The following is a 16,396-nucleotide window of genomic DNA, read 5'->3' as shown; positions in this document are numbered from 1 at the left end:
GCGACTCATGACGGATCAGGACAAGCCATACGTACGGTACGAAGTATCGGGCGGTGCTGCCACGATCACTCTCGACTCACCCCACAACCGCAACGCGATTTCGACGCGGTTGGTCACGGAGTTGCAGGCTGGGTTGACGTCGGCTGCCGCCGATCCGGCAGTTCGAGCGGTGGTACTCACCCACACCGGTGGAACATTCTGTGCGGGAGCCGATCTCAGTGAGGCCTCCGGTTCGTCCGCATCTCCGGAGGACGCCGTCAAAGAACGAGGACGGGGGATGCTGACACTCTTACGCAGCATTCTCGAACTCCCCAAGCCGGTGATCGGACGGATCGACGGTCACGCCCGGGCCGGAGGCATGGGTCTTGTCGGGGCGTGCGACATCGTCGTCGCCGGACCGGCGAGCACCTTCGCGGTGACGGAATCACGGTTGGGTTTGGCGGCGTCCATCATTTCGCTCACGGTCCTGCCGAGGCTCGACCAGCGATCTGCGAGCCGCTATCTGCTCACCGGCGAGAAGTTCGGCCAGCACGAGGCCGAATCCATCGGACTCGTCACCTCCGCGTCGCAGGACACGGAGGAGTCGATCACCGAACTGCTCGGCACCTTGCGCCAATGTTCACCGCAGGGACTTGCCGAATCGAAGTGGATCACGACGCGTTCGGTCCTGGCCGGATTCGACCGGGACGGCGAGGAGATGATCGCGCAGTCGGCTCGGCTGTTTTCCTCTGACGAGGCTCGTGAGGGCATGATGTCTTTCTTGCAGAAGCGTCCAGCAGCCTGGGCGCAGTAGAACTGCGCACTGGAACACAGCGGTAGAAAGGATGGAGGCGCGATGACTCGAGAGCCCAAGCAGGACCGAAGTCGAGTCACGCGCTCCCACCTGCTCGAAGTGAGTGTGGAGTGTCTCGCCGAACTCGGGTGGAGCGCAACGACGATGAGCGTCGTCGCGCAGCGTGCCGGGGTGTCCAGAGGCGCGATGCAGCATCACTTCCCGACCCGCGAGGACCTCATCACCGCGGCGCTCGAGGTGATGTTCGACGCCCGGATGGATCAGGCACGAAAGGAATCGACCGACCTTCCGGTGGGTGCCGGACGAACCGAGGCGATCATTTCGCGGTTGGTGGAGTACTACACCGGGACTCTGTTCAAAGCAGCACTGCAGGTGTGGACGGCCGCTGCCTCCGACCCCGACCTGCGTGCCCGCGTACTGCCCCTCGAGGAACGATTCGGGCGCATCGCGCACCGCATGGCAGTCGAGAGTCTGGGTGTCGACGACTCCGACCCGGTGACGCACCGCTTGGTACAGGCGACCCTGGACCTGGCCCGCGGGCTGGGGCTGGCTGATGTCTTGACAGACGACTCGCGCCGACGCACCGAGGTGGTCAAACAGTGGGCGGCGCAATTGGATTCCACACTTGTTCGGGTACCGGTGGCAACTCCCTGAATCGGTAGCGGCGGGGCCGGCGCCGGTGCTCTCGACGCGCACGTGGCGTGTGTCGGGGGCCACCGAGAAGTACAGTCGGCTCCATGGCCGCACGCACCCTCACTTCGATCGGGACTTCGGTATTGGTCTCGGCTGCCGTGCTCTCGGCCGTGGTCGGCTGCAGCTCCGGCGACGGGTCCGTCGATCAGCCGGGCGACGGTGCGGGTTCGCAGGCACTCGCACCTACGGATCCGGGCCCGATGTTCGCCGAATGCGGCTCGGTGACCGACGAGGAAGTTGTCAACGCCTTCAATCTCGGCGCTTTTGCGACGACGACGCGCAACGGCGTCGGTTGCCAGTGGGAAGTCGCCGGTTCGAACGGTCCGAGCGTCAGTTTCTCCTGGTACCGCGGTAGCCCGATCGGCCGCGAACGGGCCGGGTCCGACCTGCTCGGACGTCCTGCCGACGACATCACGATCGGCGGTCATCAAGGCTTCATCGCGTCCACGGCAGGTTCGTTGTGCGAGTTGGGTATCGCGTTCGGCGGAGACTTCGTGCACTGGTCGATCACCTACGGCTTGCTGCCACCGACCGCGGATCCATGCACGGTGGCGCGGGATCTGATGGAAAAAACAGTTTCGAGGGCACAGTGAAGTTCGAGGGTGCCGTGAAGCGCATAAGGATCGGACTCGCCTTGGCGGGGTCGCTGGTTCTGCTGACAGGCTGCGGCTCGGTGGTCACCGGGACTCCCCGTGCGGAGGGCAGCTACGGCGGTAGTGACAGCCAGGAATTCGCGAACGTCCTCCAAGAATGCGAAGCCGTCACCGACGAGCAGATCGCCGGTGCCGTGGGTGCCGACGCCGTCGGGCGTGGGTTCTTCGGCGCTATCTGCCGTTGGGACGGCATCGGAGCTGCGGGTCCGATCAAGATCACCTTCAACTGGTTCGAGACGGGCACCCTAGATCACGAGCGCGCTGCATTCGAGCACCTGGGATACGTGGTGGCGAAAATCGACATCAACGGCAGTGGCGGGTACCAGGTTCGCCAGCCGGCCGATCCGCAGAGCTGCGGGGTGAGCGCGAGCGCACCGGCCGGGGGAGTGTTCGGTTGGTGGGTCACCGAGCCGCAGGGCGGCGCGGATCCGTGCGAAGCTGCGGCAAAGCTCGGCGCGTTGACGTTGAACCGCAGCATCTGATCGCGACCGGTCCGGCTGCGTGGTCTGAGTGTGCAGCCAGAGTGTCTGGTCAGAGCGTGAGGTCACTATCACCGTGGCCTCGCTTTGACCTCGTGGCGCGCCGACAGGTATCGTTATGGGTCGTGTCCGGCATGCCCGGGCCGATCTGTGTGCCTAGCTAGGTATTGCCGTGCGCGCGTTCGAGCAGAAACTGCTGATGAACGAGCATCCGGCTGCCTGTGTGGGGGTATGCGACACGCCCGACCTCGGGGGCAGTGCGCGGCATGAAAGTGCTGAGTACAGACTCTGAGGTGGGTGAGGAGCAGCAGCTCTCTTGCTCCAACTGCTAGATCCCTAATTTCAGAACAGCCACGTTTTCGAACGGCCCGAGTTCGCTCGAGCAGTCTGTTCGTCACAAGAAAGCCGGTAAATGCCAACCATCAACCAGCTGGTCCGCAAGGGTCGCCGCGACAAGACCGCCAAGGTCAAGACGGCAGCCCTCAAGGGCAGCCCGCAGCGTCGTGGCGTGTGCACTCGCGTGTACACCACCACCCCCAAGAAGCCGAACTCCGCGCTCCGTAAGGTCGCACGTGTTCGCCTCACGACTTCGGTCGAGGTCACCGCGTACATCCCCGGTGAAGGTCACAACCTTCAGGAGCACTCCATGGTGCTCGTCCGTGGCGGTCGTGTGAAGGACCTCCCGGGTGTCCGTTACAAGATCATCCGCGGCTCCCTCGACACCCAGGGTGTCAAGGGTCGCAAGCAGGCACGCAGCCGCTACGGCGCCAAGAAGGAGAAGAGCTAATGCCACGTAAGGGCCCCGCTCCGAAGCGCCCGCTCATCAACGACCCGGTTTACGGTTCCCCGTTGGTGACGCAGCTCGTCAACAAGATCCTGCTGGACGGCAAGAAGTCCACCGCAGAGCGAATCGTGTACCAGGCTCTCGAGCAGGCACGCGAGAAGACCGGCACCGATCCGGTCGTCACCCTCAAGCGCGCCCTGGACAACGTCAAGCCTGCACTCGAGGTTCGTAGCCGCCGCGTCGGTGGCGCTACCTACCAGGTGCCGGTCGAGGTTCGCCCCGGTCGTTCCACCACGCTGGCACTGCGCTGGCTGGTCACCTTCTCGCGTGCACGTCGTGAGAAGACCATGGTCGAGCGTCTCGCCAACGAGCTCCTCGATGCCAGCAATGGCCTCGGTGCAGCTGTGAAGCGTCGCGAAGACACTCACAAGATGGCCGAAGCCAACAAGGCATTCGCCCACTACCGCTGGTGATGTAAAGCGTCGGAGCAACTGCCATCGGGTGGGGCTCCGACGCTTGTCGCCGTTGGCGGCCTGATCATCGCGACGGATTCCGGACGCAGGTGGCCAGGTTCGCCTCGGCAGAGACATAATTGAAAGACCATGGCCCTGACGGTGGAACACACCGATAAGGCCGACACCCGAAAACCAAGCAACGAGCGGGGAAGAAACCTGTGGCACAGGAAGTGCTGACTGACCTGAACAAGGTCCGCAACATCGGCATCATGGCGCACATCGATGCCGGCAAGACCACCACCACCGAGCGCATCCTGTTCTACACCGGTGTCAATTACAAGATCGGTGAGACGCACGACGGTGCGTCGACGACGGACTGGATGGAGCAGGAGAAGGAACGCGGCATCACGATCACGTCTGCCGCCGTGACTTGCTTCTGGAACAACAACCAGATCAACATCATCGACACCCCCGGCCACGTCGACTTCACGGTCGAGGTGGAGCGGTCGCTGCGCGTGCTCGACGGCGCAGTTGCTGTCTTCGACGGTAAAGAGGGTGTCGAGCCGCAGTCCGAGCAGGTTTGGCGTCAGGCTGCCAAGTACGACGTTCCGCGCATCTGCTTCGTCAACAAGATGGACAAGATGGGCGCGGACTTCTACTTCACAGTCCAGACCATCATCGACCGCTTGGGCGCGAAGCCGCTCGTTCTCCAGCTGCCCATCGGCGCTGAGGACGACTTCGACGGCGTCGTCGACCTGGTCGAGATGAAGGCCATCACCTGGCGCGGCGTGGTCCCGACGGGAACCGCTCCGACCATCGAGGAGATCCCCGCGGATCTCGTCGAGAAGGCTGCCGAGTACCGCGAGAAGCTGCTCGAGACGGTTGCAGAGTCCGACGAAGCTCTCATGGAGAAGTACTTCGGCGGCGAAGAGCTCACCATCGAGGAGATCAAGGGCGCCATCCGCAAGATGACGGTCGCCTCCGAGCTGTACCCGGTTCTCTGTGGCTCCGCGTTCAAGAACAAGGGCGTTCAGCCCATGCTCGACGCTGTCATCGACTACCTTCCGAACCCGCTGGACATCGGCGAGGTCATCGGCCACAAGCTCGGTGACGAAGAAGTAGAGATCACTCGCAAGCCGAGCAAGGACGAGCCGTTCTCGGCTCTCGCCTTCAAGATCGCTGCTCACCCGTTCTTCGGCAAGCTGACCTTCGTCCGCGTGTACTCGGGTCGTATCGATCCGGGTGCTCAGGTGCTCAACGCAACCAAGGGCAAGAAGGAGCGCATCGGAAAGCTCTTCCAGATGCACGCCAACAAGGAGAACCCGGTAGACGAGGCCGTAGCCGGCCACATCTACGCAATGATCGGCCTCAAGGACACCACCACCGGTGACACCTTGTGCGATCAGGCGAGCCCCATCGTCCTCGAGTCGATGTCGTTCCCCGCGCCGGTCATCCAGGTCTCCATCGAGCCCAAGACCAAGTCCGACCAGGAAAAGCTGGGCGTCGCGATCCAGAAGCTCGCCGAAGAGGACCCGACCTTCTCGGTCGAGCTCGACGAAGAGACCGGTCAGACCGTCATCGGCGGTATGGGCGAGCTCCACCTCGACATCCTCGTCGACCGCATGCGTCGCGAGTTCAAGGTCGAGGCGAACGTCGGTAAGCCGCAGGTTGCGTACCGCGAGACCATCACCAAGAAGGTCGAGAAGCACGACTACACCCACAAGAAGCAGACGGGTGGCTCGGGCCAGTTCGCAAAGGTCATCATCGCTCTGGAGCCTTTCGTGGGCGAAGACGGTGCTACCTACGAGTTCGAGAACAAGGTCTCCGGCGGACGTATCCCGCGCGAGTACATCCCCTCCGTGGATGCCGGTGCGCAGGACGCGATGCAGTACGGTGTTCTCGCCGGCTACCCGCTCGTGAACCTGAAGCTGTCGCTGCTCGATGGTGCTTACCACGACGTCGACTCCTCGGAAATGGCGTTCAAGGTTGCCGGTTCGCAGGCACTGAAGGAAGCCGCCCGCAAGGCTGGCCCCGTCATTCTCGAGCCGCTCATGGCTGTCGAGGTCACAACGCCCGAGGAGTACATGGGCGACGTGATCGGCGACCTCAACTCCCGCCGTGGCCAGATCCAGGCCATGGAGGAACGCAGTGGTGCCCGTGTCGTGAAGGCGCTGGTTCCGCTCTCGGAGATGTTCGGTTACATCGGTGACCTGCGGTCGAAGACCCAGGGCCGAGCGAACTTCTCCATGGTGTTCGATTCCTACGCAGAGGTTCCCGCGAACGTCTCGAAGGAAATCATCGCCAAGGCGACGGGCGAGTAAGCACAGCGAGCTCCCCAGCCCGCGCCGGCAAGTAACCTCGGTTTCTTCCGGCACGAAGCACGACCTAGTAACAACCAACCGCACTGCTGCATACGGCAAGCAACAACAGTCCAGGAGGACACAAAGTGGCGAAGGCGAAGTTCGAGCGGACGAAGCCGCACGTGAACATCGGCACCATTGGTCACGTCGACCACGGCAAGACCACGACGACGGCGGCCATCACCAAGGTTCTCGCGGATGCATTCCCCGACCTGAACGAGGCTTCGGCCTTCGATCAGATCGACAAGGCTCCCGAGGAAAAGGCTCGTGGCATCACGATCAACATCTCGCATGTTGAGTACCAGACGGAAAAGCGCCACTACGCGCACGTCGATGCACCGGGTCACGCCGACTACATCAAGAACATGATCACCGGCGCAGCTCAGATGGACGGCGCTATCCTCGTCGTCGCAGCTACCGACGGCCCGATGCCCCAGACGCGCGAGCATGTCCTGCTCGCTCGCCAGGTTGGCGTTCCTTACATCCTCGTCGCCCTGAACAAGGCCGACATGGTTGACGACGACGAGATCCTCGAGCTCGTCGAGATGGAGGTCCGCGAACTGCTGGCCGCTCAGGAATTCGACGAGGAAGCCCCCGTCATTCCGATCTCGGCACTCAAGGCACTCGAGGGTGACCCGAAGTGGACGCAGTCCATTCTCGACCTGATGGCTGCTGTCGACGAGTCCATCCCGGACCCGATTCGTGAGACCGAGAAGCCCTTCCTCATGCCCGTCGAGGACGTCTTCACGATCACCGGCCGTGGCACCGTTGTCACCGGTCGTATCGAGCGTGGCGTTGTCAACGTCAACGAAGAGGTCGAGATCGTCGGCATCAAGGAAACCTCGACCAAGACCACGGTCACGGGTATCGAGATGTTCCGCAAGCTGCTCGACTCGGGCCAGGCCGGCGACAACGTCGGACTGCTCGTTCGTGGCATCAAGCGCGAAGATGTCGAGCGTGGACAGGTTGTCGTCAAGCCGGGCACCACGACTCCCCACACGGAGTTCGAGGGCCAGGCATACATCCTGTCGAAGGACGAGGGCGGCCGCCACACCCCGTTCTTCAACAACTACCGCCCGCAGTTCTACTTCCGTACCACGGACGTTACGGGCGTCGTGACGCTGCCTGAGGGCACCGAGATGGTCATGCCCGGTGACAACACCGAGATGTCCGTCAAGCTGATCCAGCCTGTCGCCATGGACGAGGGCCTGCGCTTCGCAATTCGCGAAGGCGGCCGTACGGTCGGCGCCGGCAAGGTTGCCAAGATCATCAAGTGAGACTCTTGTCTCGCTAGCTGATTCACAGCACTGAAAAAGGCGCTCATTCCCTTCGGGGAGTGAGCGCCTTTTCTGTGTCTTCCATCGGTTGGCCTGTGATCGAGTGTTCGGTGATCGGGTGCCTGCGTGGTTCTTGCTTACTTGTTGGCTTCCACCCGGTCGAGGTGCAGCAGAACCTGTACTGCGACGGTTGAGCCGTCGAGGCTGCGCCTGGTTGCGCCGGCGATACGTTCGGCCGAAGCGGTGAATCCGGCGACGTCGATCGACGGATCTGCAGTGACGACAATCGACAGCGTCGGCAATCCGCGATCGACCGTCGCTTTGCTCTTGGTGCTCCGCACGCCGGTCAGCTGAGCGAGTTCGGCCGCTACGCCGTCTGCGACGGGTCCGAGATCCACGCTGACGTCGGTACCGGATTCGTTGTGCCGCAATGTGACTGCGCTCGTACGGCGCCGGCGAAGGTTCAGGTACAACAGCCCGAAACCGGCGAAGACACAGAGGACGAAGGTGCCCGACAGTACCCAGTGCCACCACGGCTCCTCCGGAAGGCCGAAGAGGACCTCCCGATCGAGGCGTGACACCCAGGTTCGAATCAGCGACGCGCCCGCGTCCCACGCGATGGCGTATGCGCCCGCCGCGAGGAGTGCGATTCCGACGATGAGGACGATGATCCGATCGACCGCGGAGATCCAACGGTTCACGAGGCGTCCTTTCGTCGTACTACAGTTTCTCGCACGACAACCGAAAGTTGCAGTGGCCGCTGCAGTATCGCGAGGTGGGGCCGAACCGCCGCGTCGACGGCTGCGGCAAGTTCAGCTCGATCGCCACCGGTCGATTCGATGTGAACCTTGACGTGTTTACGGTCGACGCTGGTGTGAGCCGAGCCGACGCCGGGAACGACCGCTGCGTGGCTACTGCACAGACGTGCAATGTCAGTCGGCCGCATCCACACCGTCGATGCGCTCGGGTTCCCGAGTGGGACATGGGTTTTCGCACGGCGTTTGATCGCCGACATTATCAGGACAACACCCGCGACAACGGCAGCGATCGCCACCGGAAGTAGCCACGGTTGCCAGTGCAGACGAGACGTCCACTCCACGGAGTTTCGGATCCAGGGTGCCGATTCGAAAGTTCCACGGTTGATGAACCATTCGCGCGAGACAACGAAGGCGAGTGCGAGTAGACCACACGCGATGACGACGGCCGAAACCGCGGCCGCCGGGTTCGCAGAGGGGACCCGCGGCGGAATCGGATCCGAGAGTGCCTGCTGTGCCGGGCCCTCCGCGATCTCGACGCCGGAAACACAGGAGTCGTCAGAACCCTCGGTTGCCGCGATCATCACGTTCATGTCGTGGAGTGGAAGCCCGGTCAGCGATTCGACGCTGCGACCGACTTCCGTCCGCACCCGGCCGGTCAACTCGGTGACCGAACACGGCCAGGACACGGCGAGGAAGAGATTGATCGCGACGGCGTCGCTACCCATCGAGATGTCGGCTCGCGGAAGATCGCGTCCGGTCAGGCGGGTCAAGCCACCGGACTGGCGGACCACCCCCGGGACGTTCACCGCTGCGGCCGTGGCGATCTTGGCCATCGCACGGTCCTTGATGACCAAGGAGCCGCGTAGGCCAGGATCGTCCGCTGCGCTGGGATCGGACGGCTCAGCCACGGCCACGGCTTCGGAGGATCGCGCCGAGGTCGAGATGTCCGTCGCGGTGTGCTCCGATCGCCATACCGGCGGCGCCGAGCAGGACTGCGAAGACGAAACCGCTGAACCCACCCATGATTCCGGCGAGTGCGAGGAGCAGACCGACCAGCAGTCCGACGGTGGTGCTGTTCATGTCAGTTCCCTTCTCGAATGTTCGGTGCAATGTCTGTGACGGTGGCAGGCTCGGTGACTGCATTTTCGGAATCAACGGGTAGATATCCCGCTGTCGACAGGTCGCCGACGGTCACGTTCACCGGTACGTCGACCAATCTCGCCACCACCGCTCGTACGCGTTCGGCGACGCTGCGAACGTCGGCCGGATAGTGAACGGAAATGTGTACAGCACAAGAGTTTTCGTCGACGACGACGCCGGTTATGCGGCGTCCGGGGAGGTAGGTTCCCACTTCGCCGAACTGTCCTCCGTGCAAATCTGCCACTTCCGGGATGGCAAGAACTGCGTCGGCGACTACCTCGGCCGCGTCGATCTCGCGGCCGGCGTCGGCGGTACTCACTGAACCCTCGGCTTGGCTTCCGGATCGGTACTGCCGCCGCTCTCTGCATCCTCGAAGAGCATGACGTCGAAGACGGTGATGTTGACCTCGGTGACCTCGAGACCCGTCATGCTTTCCACTGCGGCAATGACGTTGCGGCGGATACCTACCGCCAGTTCGTGGAGTGCGACGCCGTACTCGGCGACAATGCCGATGTCGATGGCGGCTTGTTTCTCGCCTACCTCCACCGCCACACCCTGGGCATGGTTGACGCGGGCGCCCGGTATGCGGTCGCGAAGTGCCCCCACCGCACGCGCTGTGCCCCCGCCGACGTCGTACACGCCGTTGATCTCGCGGGTCGCGATACCGGCGATCTTGGCGACCACGGCGTCGGCGATGATCGTCTTACCCTGGGTGCTGACTAGTTCCGCGCCACCGTCGGCGCCGAATCGGACGCTGTTCTTTTCACTGGAATCGCTGGTCATGGGGGCTCCCTGCTCATGTGTCAGTGCGTGCGTCTGAAGTACCTCCAACTGTAGTGACTGGTAGGTGACCATGCGGGATGCACCACACCTACTCCGGCATTTGGTATGGCAGAGTCGGAGGCAAATAGTGACGGCGTTCATAGTGAGCGCTGCAAGTGACGTGGGTCGGACAGGGTGGTACGTGGTGGCACGGATAGTGATCGTGGGTGCGGGTTTGTCGGGACTGCGGACCGTCGAGGAACTGCGACGAGCTGGTTTCGAAGGTGAATTGACGCTCGCGGGTGGGGAAACGCATCTGCCCTACGACAGGCCTCCGTTGTCGAAGGAAGTGATCCGCGGCGACAAGGACGAGACGACCTTGCGTCCGGCCGAGTTCTACGTCGAGAACAAGGTCGATCTCAAGCTCGGTTCGCCGGCAACTTCGGTGGACACGGTCGCCAAGTCGGTGGCGTTCGCCGACGGATCCACCCTGGACTACGACGAGTTGGTCATCGCGACCGGACTGACTCCGCGTCGCATCGCCGGCCTTCCGGAGTTGTCCGGAGTGCACGTTCTGCGCTCCATCGAGGAAGCGTTGGCCCTCCGCGCCGACCTTGCTCCCGGTAAGCGTGCGCTGATCGTCGGGGCCGGCTTCATCGGCTGCGAACTGGCCGCGAGCATGAAGTCTCACGGCGTCGACGTCGTGTTGCTCGAACCCCAGCCGACGCCGCTGGCGTCGGTGCTCGGCCCCACCGTCGGCGCCCTCGTCGAACGTCTGCATCGGAACGAGGGCATCGACGTCCGAGTCGGTACGGGCTTGACCTCGTTGTCCGGCGACGGAGCGGTTGCCGCTGCGACCTTGAGCGACGGTTCGGAAATCCCGGTCGACGTGGTCGCGATCGGAGTCGGTTCTGTGCCGGTCACGGGATGGCTCGACGGTTCGGGGATCGAACTCGACAACGGAGTGCTCTGCGACGGCGTCGGCCGCACCAGCGCCGAACACGTCTGGGCGGTCGGTGACGTCGCGTCCTGGCAGATCGGAGATCGACGCAAGCGTGTCGAACACTGGACCAATGCTGGGGACCAGGCCAAGATCCTGGCGGGAGCGATCACCGGAACGGGTGATCCGGATGCGCCGTCGCAGGTTCCGTACTTCTGGAGCGATCAGTACGACGTCAAGATCCAGGCATTGGGGACCGTCGCACCCACGGACACCGTTCACATCGTGAAGGACGACGGCCGAAAGTTCGTCGCCTACTACGAGCGCGACGGTGTGCTGGCAGCTGTCGTCGGTGGCGGTAGCGCGGGAGCTGTGATGAAGATGCGCGCGAAGATCGCAGCCGGCACGCCCATCTCGGACGTGTTGGAGTCCACACCGGCCTGAACGGATGAGGCAGGACCGGTTCCGAGGCGATAGATTTGTGCGGTGATCGTTGCACTCATCGACTCGGGACTGGGCCTGCTCCCTACCTCTGCGTGGCTCAGACGCCTGCGCCCGGATCTCGATCTTGTGCTGTCCCTCGATCCGGACGGCGCCCCTTGGGGACCCAAGCCCGAGCCGTGGGTCGTCGACCGGGTACTCGGTGCGGTGCGGCGGAGCCTCGATCGTGGGGCTCAGGTCATCGTTCTTCCATGCAATACCGCGAGCGTCACCGCTCTCCCACACGTCCGCGAACTGGTCGGACCGGGGGTGCCGGTCATCGGAACGGTGCCCGCGATCAAGCCCGCGGCAGCCGCGTGCGATTCAGTGGCGATCTGGGCTACCGCCGCGACGACTGCCAGCCGGTACCAAGCCGATCTGATCGAACAGTTCGGCAACGGCGCCAAGGTCGTCGGGGTGCCGTGCCACGGCCTGGCCGATTCGATAGACCTCGGTGATCGTGCAGCCGCACTTGCAGCCATCGAATCCGCAGTGGCCCGGACGCCGGACGACGTCAACGGCGTTGTCCTCGGCTGCACGCACTACCCACTGCTCGCGGACGAAATCGCAGCGCGGCTACCCGCCGGCGTCACACTCTTCGACAGTGCCGAAGCCGTTGCACGACAGACCCTGCGGCGGATTGACGGGCTCGGTGACGCGGGTGAAGGATCGGGAACGGTCGAGGTTTTCGTGAGTGGTCGTCCGGGCGCGCTACCGCCCAGCGCCGAAGCCTTCGACGCCGGGCGGTTGTTGGGCGCGATCAAAGCCTGATCCAACCTGTATTCAGCCATTCATCAACGGGCAGCTACTCCGCTCTGTCAATGGGCGGCTACGCCGCTCCGTCAATGTGCGGCTACGCCGCCGTGACCCCCGTGATGCATCCGCGCACTCATCACCGGCATCGCACTCACCGCGACCACAACGGTCAGGACCCCGACCACCCAGGCCGTCCACGACGCACCGCGTAGAGCGTCGAAGCTCATGACCCAGGGTGAAATGAACATCAAGACGCCGAAAACGCCCATCGCGTAATCCGCCATGGCCATGTCCGGACGTGCCATGTGCGCCAGACCCGACAGTGCAACCAGGACACCCAGGACGACGAGTGACCACATTGCCCGATCGGTGGTGTCGAGCCACATCGGCGAGAGAGCCGCAAAGACGCCGAGAACCACCGCGACGGCATCTTGCATTCGATTCCACGACTTCATGACGAGACCTCCAAAGACGAGAGTGTGTCCACCTGTAGTACACGCCCGCGGCAGATCGAGATCAACTCTCCGCCAATTGCATTCGCGTTGCAGTTAGAGGCGATGTGGAGGCTCGAATATCAAGATTTGTGACTATTCGTCCGGATTGCCACGAGCCCGCGCGGAGCGCTGGCCGCGATATGTCCCGAGAGTGCCATGAGGGTGAGAGTGGTGAATGCGATAGCGGCGGTGATCATAGGTGGTCCTTTCACTGACTGTCCTCGAGTGTCGTCTGCCGACCTGTGGCCGAGCAGGGCACACGGTGTGAGGACGCTGAGAGAATCGAAGAGTCCGCACAGACGACCCGTGAGAAGGTTCTGGGGTGACGCAATCGAGTGCCCAGGACGTGATCGAACAGTTGGCCGACCTCGCGGATCCCGCGGATGCCGTCCAGCTACAGAAGTTCTTCAAGACAGCGCCGGGGGAGTACGGCGAGGGTGACGTCTTCATCGGCGTGCGAGTACCGAAGACGCGTTCGGTGGTGAAGAAGCACGTCGGTCTCGAGTTGCCTCAGGTACGCCTCCTTCTCGACAGCGACGTCCACGAGCATCGCTTGGCCGGTCTGTTGATCCTGGTTGCTCGATTCGAAAAGATCAGTCGCCCAAAATTTTTCGACGACGAGAGTCGCGCCCGCATCGCCGACTTCTATCTCAGCGCTGTCGAGGACGGGCGGGTGAACAATTGGGATCTCGTGGATTCGTCCGCCGGACAGATCCTCGGCGGCTGGCTGTACGACCGAGATCGCCGGCTGATCTTCGAGCTTTCCGATTCGGGTGACCTGTGGCGACGACGGGTGGCGCTGCTGACGACGTACGGATTCATCACTCGCGGCGACGGGTCGACCACGCTCGAGCTTGCCGCGCAGGTGCTGGGTGATCGACGAGACCTGACCCAGAAAGCGATGGGCTGGATGCTCCGCGAGGTGGGCAAGCGGGTGGACCGGGATTCGTTGACCGGTTTCCTCGCGAAGAATGCAGCAGACATGGGACGCACGGCGCTGAGCTACGCGTGCGAACATCTGACCGCAGACGAGCGAGCGCACTTCCGGGCGGCCCGCTAGCGAAGTACCGCTCGGTAGGTTGTGGGACGATTCTCGGTATGCCCGCCACCCGTGTCGAGGCGTCTCGAATTGTGACGATCGGTTCACTGATCGCTGCCGGCGTCGCAGCTCTGTGTTATCTCGTGTACTCCGTTCGAGCCGTCGAACCCGTTGATTTTCTCGTCTACCGCTACGCTGCCCAGGCGTTCGCAGCGGGATCGAAGATCTACGAGGGCAATTTGTCCGGCCCGTTGATCGTCGACGAGGGTATGCCGTTCACCTACACCCCGTTCGCGGTGATCTTCCTCTGGCCGACTGTCCTCTTCGACTGGTGGACTGCCTATCTGCTGTGGTCGGGATTGTGCATCGCGGCGTTGGTGTGGACGGTTGCGAGGTTCACTCCCGCTCGCGTCCCCAGGCGGCCGCTCGTCATGGCGGCATTGGTCCTGGCCGTGTCGGTGACCCCCATCGTCAGTGCGCACATCTCATTCGGCCAGGTGAACTTGGTGCTGATGGTGCTCGTACTGCTCGACGTGACTCGCCGAGAGGATTCGAGATTCGGCCGGTGGTTTCCGCGAGGACTGCTGATTGGCGTCGCGGCCGCGATCAAGCTGACTCCGGCTCTCTTCATCGTCTACTTCGTCGTCACGAAGCAGTGGCGACTCGCGATCTGGAGTTCGATCGGATTTGCCGCGGCGACCGCCGTCGCAGCAGTGGTGGACCCGGCCGTCAGCTGGACCTTCTGGTCGGACGTCGTCTGGAACCTCAGCGACCGGGTGGATTTGAGCGGGCAGGCGATCGCGAGTGCCGGCAACAGTTCGCTGCAGGGCGGACTTGCTGCGCTGGGCCCATGGACAGCGTCTCTGGCGATGCCGTCGACCGTGCTGTGCGCGGGGGTAGCGCTATGGATCGCCCGAGATGTCTATCGCGTCGGGCGAGCGGTCGATGCGGCGTTGGTGATCGGATTGAGCGCGCCGATTCTTTCGCCGATCAGCTGGATTCACCACTGGGTGTATCTCGTGCCTGCTGCCGTCACGGTTCTCTTTCGGCTTCGATCGCCGCTGCAGTTCGGTGCGGCCGCTCTGGGGTTGGCCATCGTCTACTGCGGGCCGAGTATGGGACAGCAGTTCATCGAGACGTCGCCGCTCCTGCTGCCGTTCGGGTTGCTCCTTCGTGAGGGCTTCCTGATCGTGACCCTGGTGCTGATTCTTGCGCTGTGGCGGTTGCCCACAACGGCGCCTGCGTGGGTTTCGCGGCGGGACTCGGAAGATGACTCGGGAGCCTCCGAACATGACAAAGCCCCCGATTCCGCAGGGAATCAGGGGCCGTCATGCATCGAAGCAGGGTTCAGAACTCGATCTTCAGGTGATCGGTGATCGGCTTCGCCTGGCAACCGAGGATGTAGCCGTTCGCCACGTCCTCGGCGTCGAGGATCTCGGAGTTGTCCATCTGAACTTCGCCTTCGGTGACGGTGCAGGCACACGACCCGCACTCGCCTTCCTGGCAGGAGTACGGCACGTCGAGGCCCTTGGCGAGCATGATGTCGACGAGCGTCTGCTTGCGCGGCCAGACGAGGGTGTGGGTTTCACCGTCCAGTTCGACCTCGACGGTTGCGGCGTCGGCTGCTTCCTCGTCGGAGACCTCGGCTACCTCGACGTCACGGAACGGGTCACCCGCGAGTGAATTGAAGACCTCGGCGTGAACCTGCGTGCGGGGCATGCCGGCCTCTGCCAGTGCCTTGTGGACGGCGTCCATGAAGGGGCCCGGACCGCACATGAAGGCCTCGTACGCGACAAATGGCTTGGCCAGTGTCGCCAACTGTGAGACGGCGGGGAGTCCCTGCACGGTTTCGATCCAGTGGACAACGGTGAGGCGGCCGGGGTGTTGCGCTGCCAATTCGCGAAGTTCGGCGCCGAAGATGACGGACTTCTCGTCGCGATTCGCGTAGATGAGCACGACGTTGCCGCTGCCCTGCGTGAGGGCGGACTTGAGGATCGAGATCACCGGAGTGATACCGCTGCCTGCACCGAAGAGCAGGAAGTCGTGATCGAGCGACTTGGGCGTGAAGACACCTGACGGCGGCAGCACTTCGATCGTGTCGCCGACCTGGAGCTTGTCGCACAACCAGTTGGAGCCGTAGCCGTCGACGGTTCGCTTGACGGTCACCTTGGGGGCGTCGTCGGTGAAGGGTGAACTGGCCAGCGAGTAGCAGCGTGCGACCGAGCCGGTCTGATCACTCGGGATGCGCAGGGTCAGGAATTGACCTGGCTTGTAGTCGAACTTGTCCTTCAGTTCTGCGGGAATCTCGAACACCAGCGACCGGGCGTCGGAAGTCTCTTCGATGACTCCGGACACGGTGAGTACCGCCGATCGCGAGCTGTGCGGTACCTCGACTGTCGTCATCGCGAAGCTAGTCCTCTCGTGAAGCTGGGTAAAGCGCAGGTCAGTGAAGTGCAACATCTAGAACGTGTTCTAGTTCAATGTTAGCAGTGATGAAAAGCTACTGGGGATCGTAGTCGCCGAGCAACACGTT

At 63.2% G+C, this 16,396-nt stretch carries 19 protein-coding genes; 12 read left to right on the top strand and 7 right to left on the bottom strand.

From position 1 onward, the window contains the following. Window positions 1–7 precede the first annotated feature (7 nt). The 8 genes from P3G66_RS20670 to tuf all read left to right on the top strand — a co-directional run bounded on the left by P3G66_RS20670 (window position 8) and on the right by tuf (window position 7,494). A complete protein-coding gene (locus P3G66_RS20670) occupies window positions 8–793 on the top strand; it encodes an enoyl-CoA hydratase family protein (RefSeq protein WP_276117062.1) in 786 nt (261 codons plus the stop codon). 42 nt (window positions 794–835) lie between these two features. Continuing rightward, window positions 836–1,447 carry a TetR/AcrR family transcriptional regulator gene (locus tag P3G66_RS20665; RefSeq protein ID WP_276117061.1) on the top strand — a complete coding sequence of 204 codons (612 nt, stop codon included), beginning with the start codon at window positions 836–838 and terminating at the stop codon, window positions 1,445–1,447. 83 nt (window positions 1,448–1,530) lie between these two features. Further along, on the top strand, window positions 1,531–2,079 hold the full coding sequence (locus P3G66_RS20660) for a DUF3558 domain-containing protein (protein WP_003941874.1): 549 nt from the start codon (window positions 1,531–1,533) through the stop codon (window positions 2,077–2,079). Next, window positions 2,076–2,621 carry a DUF3558 domain-containing protein gene (locus P3G66_RS20655; protein WP_003942022.1) on the top strand — a complete coding sequence of 182 codons (546 nt, stop codon included), beginning with the start codon at window positions 2,076–2,078 and terminating at the stop codon, window positions 2,619–2,621. The genes P3G66_RS20660 and P3G66_RS20655 overlap by 4 nt, the downstream gene beginning before the upstream one ends. Window positions 2,622–3,030: 409 nt before the next feature. Beyond that, complete coding sequence (rpsL, locus tag P3G66_RS20650; RefSeq protein WP_003941908.1) at window positions 3,031–3,405, top strand: 30S ribosomal protein S12; 375 nt, start codon at window positions 3,031–3,033, stop codon at window positions 3,403–3,405. Next, window positions 3,405–3,875 (top strand): 30S ribosomal protein S7, encoded by a 471-nt coding sequence (gene rpsG, locus P3G66_RS20645; protein WP_003941856.1) that lies wholly within the window; start codon window positions 3,405–3,407, stop codon window positions 3,873–3,875. The genes rpsL and rpsG overlap by 1 nt, the downstream gene beginning before the upstream one ends. Window positions 3,876–4,075: 200 nt before the next feature. Beyond that, window positions 4,076–6,178 carry an elongation factor G gene (fusA, locus tag P3G66_RS20640; protein WP_007728394.1) on the top strand — a complete coding sequence of 701 codons (2,103 nt, stop codon included), beginning with the start codon at window positions 4,076–4,078 and terminating at the stop codon, window positions 6,176–6,178. 125 nt (window positions 6,179–6,303) lie between these two features. After that, window positions 6,304–7,494 (top strand): elongation factor Tu, encoded by a 1,191-nt coding sequence (gene tuf, locus P3G66_RS20635; protein WP_003941926.1) that lies wholly within the window; start codon window positions 6,304–6,306, stop codon window positions 7,492–7,494. 137 nt (window positions 7,495–7,631) lie between these two features. Here the strand turns inward: tuf and P3G66_RS20630 are convergent, their stop codons facing one another. From P3G66_RS20630 to P3G66_RS20610, 5 genes are read right to left on the bottom strand one after another with little or no spacing between them, the layout of a single operon-like run. Continuing rightward, window positions 7,632–8,195: a hypothetical protein gene (locus P3G66_RS20630; RefSeq protein WP_003942084.1), complete on the bottom strand. Its 564-nt coding sequence runs from the start codon at window positions 8,193–8,195 to the stop codon at window positions 7,632–7,634. Further along, window positions 8,192–9,166 (bottom strand): DUF6286 domain-containing protein, encoded by a 975-nt coding sequence (locus P3G66_RS20625; RefSeq protein ID WP_007728390.1) that lies wholly within the window; start codon window positions 9,164–9,166, stop codon window positions 8,192–8,194. The genes P3G66_RS20630 and P3G66_RS20625 overlap by 4 nt, the downstream gene beginning before the upstream one ends. Then, complete coding sequence (locus P3G66_RS20620) at window positions 9,153–9,332, bottom strand: hypothetical protein (RefSeq protein ID WP_003942043.1); 180 nt, start codon at window positions 9,330–9,332, stop codon at window positions 9,153–9,155. The genes P3G66_RS20625 and P3G66_RS20620 overlap by 14 nt, the downstream gene beginning before the upstream one ends. 1 nt (window position 9,333) lies before the next feature. Further along, a complete protein-coding gene (locus P3G66_RS20615; protein ID WP_003941945.1) occupies window positions 9,334–9,711 on the bottom strand; it encodes a hypothetical protein in 378 nt (125 codons plus the stop codon). Then, window positions 9,708–10,175 carry an Asp23/Gls24 family envelope stress response protein gene (locus tag P3G66_RS20610; protein WP_003941912.1) on the bottom strand — a complete coding sequence of 156 codons (468 nt, stop codon included), beginning with the start codon at window positions 10,173–10,175 and terminating at the stop codon, window positions 9,708–9,710. Before P3G66_RS20610 ends, P3G66_RS20615 begins: the two co-directional genes overlap by 4 nt. A gap of 184 nt (window positions 10,176–10,359) precedes the next feature. Here P3G66_RS20610 and P3G66_RS20605 point away from each other — a divergent pair, with 184 nt between their 5' ends. Both P3G66_RS20605 and P3G66_RS20600 read left to right on the top strand, forming a co-directional pair. Beyond that, complete coding sequence (locus tag P3G66_RS20605) at window positions 10,360–11,538, top strand: FAD/NAD(P)-binding oxidoreductase (RefSeq protein ID WP_276117104.1); 1,179 nt, start codon at window positions 10,360–10,362, stop codon at window positions 11,536–11,538. A gap of 42 nt (window positions 11,539–11,580) precedes the next feature. Further along, window positions 11,581–12,345 carry an aspartate/glutamate racemase family protein gene (locus tag P3G66_RS20600; RefSeq protein ID WP_003941981.1) on the top strand — a complete coding sequence of 255 codons (765 nt, stop codon included), beginning with the start codon at window positions 11,581–11,583 and terminating at the stop codon, window positions 12,343–12,345. Between the two features lie 71 nt (window positions 12,346–12,416). Here P3G66_RS20600 and P3G66_RS20595 read toward each other — a convergent pair whose 3' ends face one another. Beyond that, entirely contained in the window at window positions 12,417–12,785 is a 369-nt protein-coding gene (locus P3G66_RS20595) for an SPW repeat protein (protein WP_003941901.1), read from the bottom strand. 361 nt (window positions 12,786–13,146) lie between these two features. Between P3G66_RS20595 and P3G66_RS20590 the strand changes: the two genes are divergently transcribed. Both P3G66_RS20590 and P3G66_RS20585 read left to right on the top strand, forming a co-directional pair. Then, window positions 13,147–13,884 (top strand): DNA alkylation repair protein, encoded by a 738-nt coding sequence (locus P3G66_RS20590; protein WP_276117060.1) that lies wholly within the window; start codon window positions 13,147–13,149, stop codon window positions 13,882–13,884. Between the two features lie 38 nt (window positions 13,885–13,922). Then, window positions 13,923–15,239, top strand: a complete 1,317-nt coding sequence (locus P3G66_RS20585) for a glycosyltransferase 87 family protein (protein ID WP_276117059.1) — start codon at window positions 13,923–13,925, stop codon at window positions 15,237–15,239. Here the strand turns inward: P3G66_RS20585 and P3G66_RS20580 are convergent. After that, the gene (locus P3G66_RS20580; RefSeq protein WP_003941851.1) at window positions 15,211–16,266 is read right to left on the bottom strand and encodes a ferredoxin--NADP reductase; all 1,056 of its coding nucleotides are present in this window, start codon (window positions 16,264–16,266) and stop codon (window positions 15,211–15,213) included. The genes P3G66_RS20585 and P3G66_RS20580 overlap by 29 nt on opposite strands. Window positions 16,267–16,396 lie beyond the last annotated feature (130 nt).

The sequence above is a fragment of the Rhodococcus sp. C3V genome (assembly GCF_029269915.1).
GTDB lineage: Bacteria > Actinomycetota > Actinomycetes > Mycobacteriales > Mycobacteriaceae > Rhodococcus_F > Rhodococcus_F qingshengii.
The sequence above is the reverse complement of the archived record's forward strand: the minus strand, read 5'-3'. Positions and strand labels throughout refer to the sequence as shown.

Excerpts from the sequence above, each read along its gene's own strand:
- P3G66_RS20585 (WP_276117059.1), top strand. The coding sequence starts at position 13,923 with ATGCCCGCCACCCGTGTCGAGGCGTCTCGAATTGTGACGATCGGTTCA.
- P3G66_RS20580 (WP_003941851.1), bottom strand. The coding sequence starts at position 16,266 with ATGACGACAGTCGAGGTACCGCACAGCTCGCGATCGGCGGTACTCACC.
- P3G66_RS20610 (WP_003941912.1), bottom strand. The coding sequence starts at position 10,175 with ATGACCAGCGATTCCAGTGAAAAGAACAGCGTCCGATTCGGCGCCGAC.
- P3G66_RS20665 (WP_276117061.1), top strand. The coding sequence starts at position 836 with ATGACTCGAGAGCCCAAGCAGGACCGAAGTCGAGTCACGCGCTCCCAC.
- P3G66_RS20620 (WP_003942043.1), bottom strand. The coding sequence starts at position 9,332 with ATGAACAGCACCACCGTCGGACTGCTGGTCGGTCTGCTCCTCGCACTC.
- P3G66_RS20660 (WP_003941874.1), top strand. The coding sequence starts at position 1,531 with ATGGCCGCACGCACCCTCACTTCGATCGGGACTTCGGTATTGGTCTCG.
- P3G66_RS20670 (WP_276117062.1), top strand. The coding sequence starts at position 8 with ATGACGGATCAGGACAAGCCATACGTACGGTACGAAGTATCGGGCGGT.
- rpsG (WP_003941856.1), top strand. The coding sequence starts at position 3,405 with ATGCCACGTAAGGGCCCCGCTCCGAAGCGCCCGCTCATCAACGACCCG.
- P3G66_RS20595 (WP_003941901.1), bottom strand. The coding sequence starts at position 12,785 with ATGAAGTCGTGGAATCGAATGCAAGATGCCGTCGCGGTGGTTCTCGGC.
- rpsL (WP_003941908.1), top strand. The coding sequence starts at position 3,031 with ATGCCAACCATCAACCAGCTGGTCCGCAAGGGTCGCCGCGACAAGACC.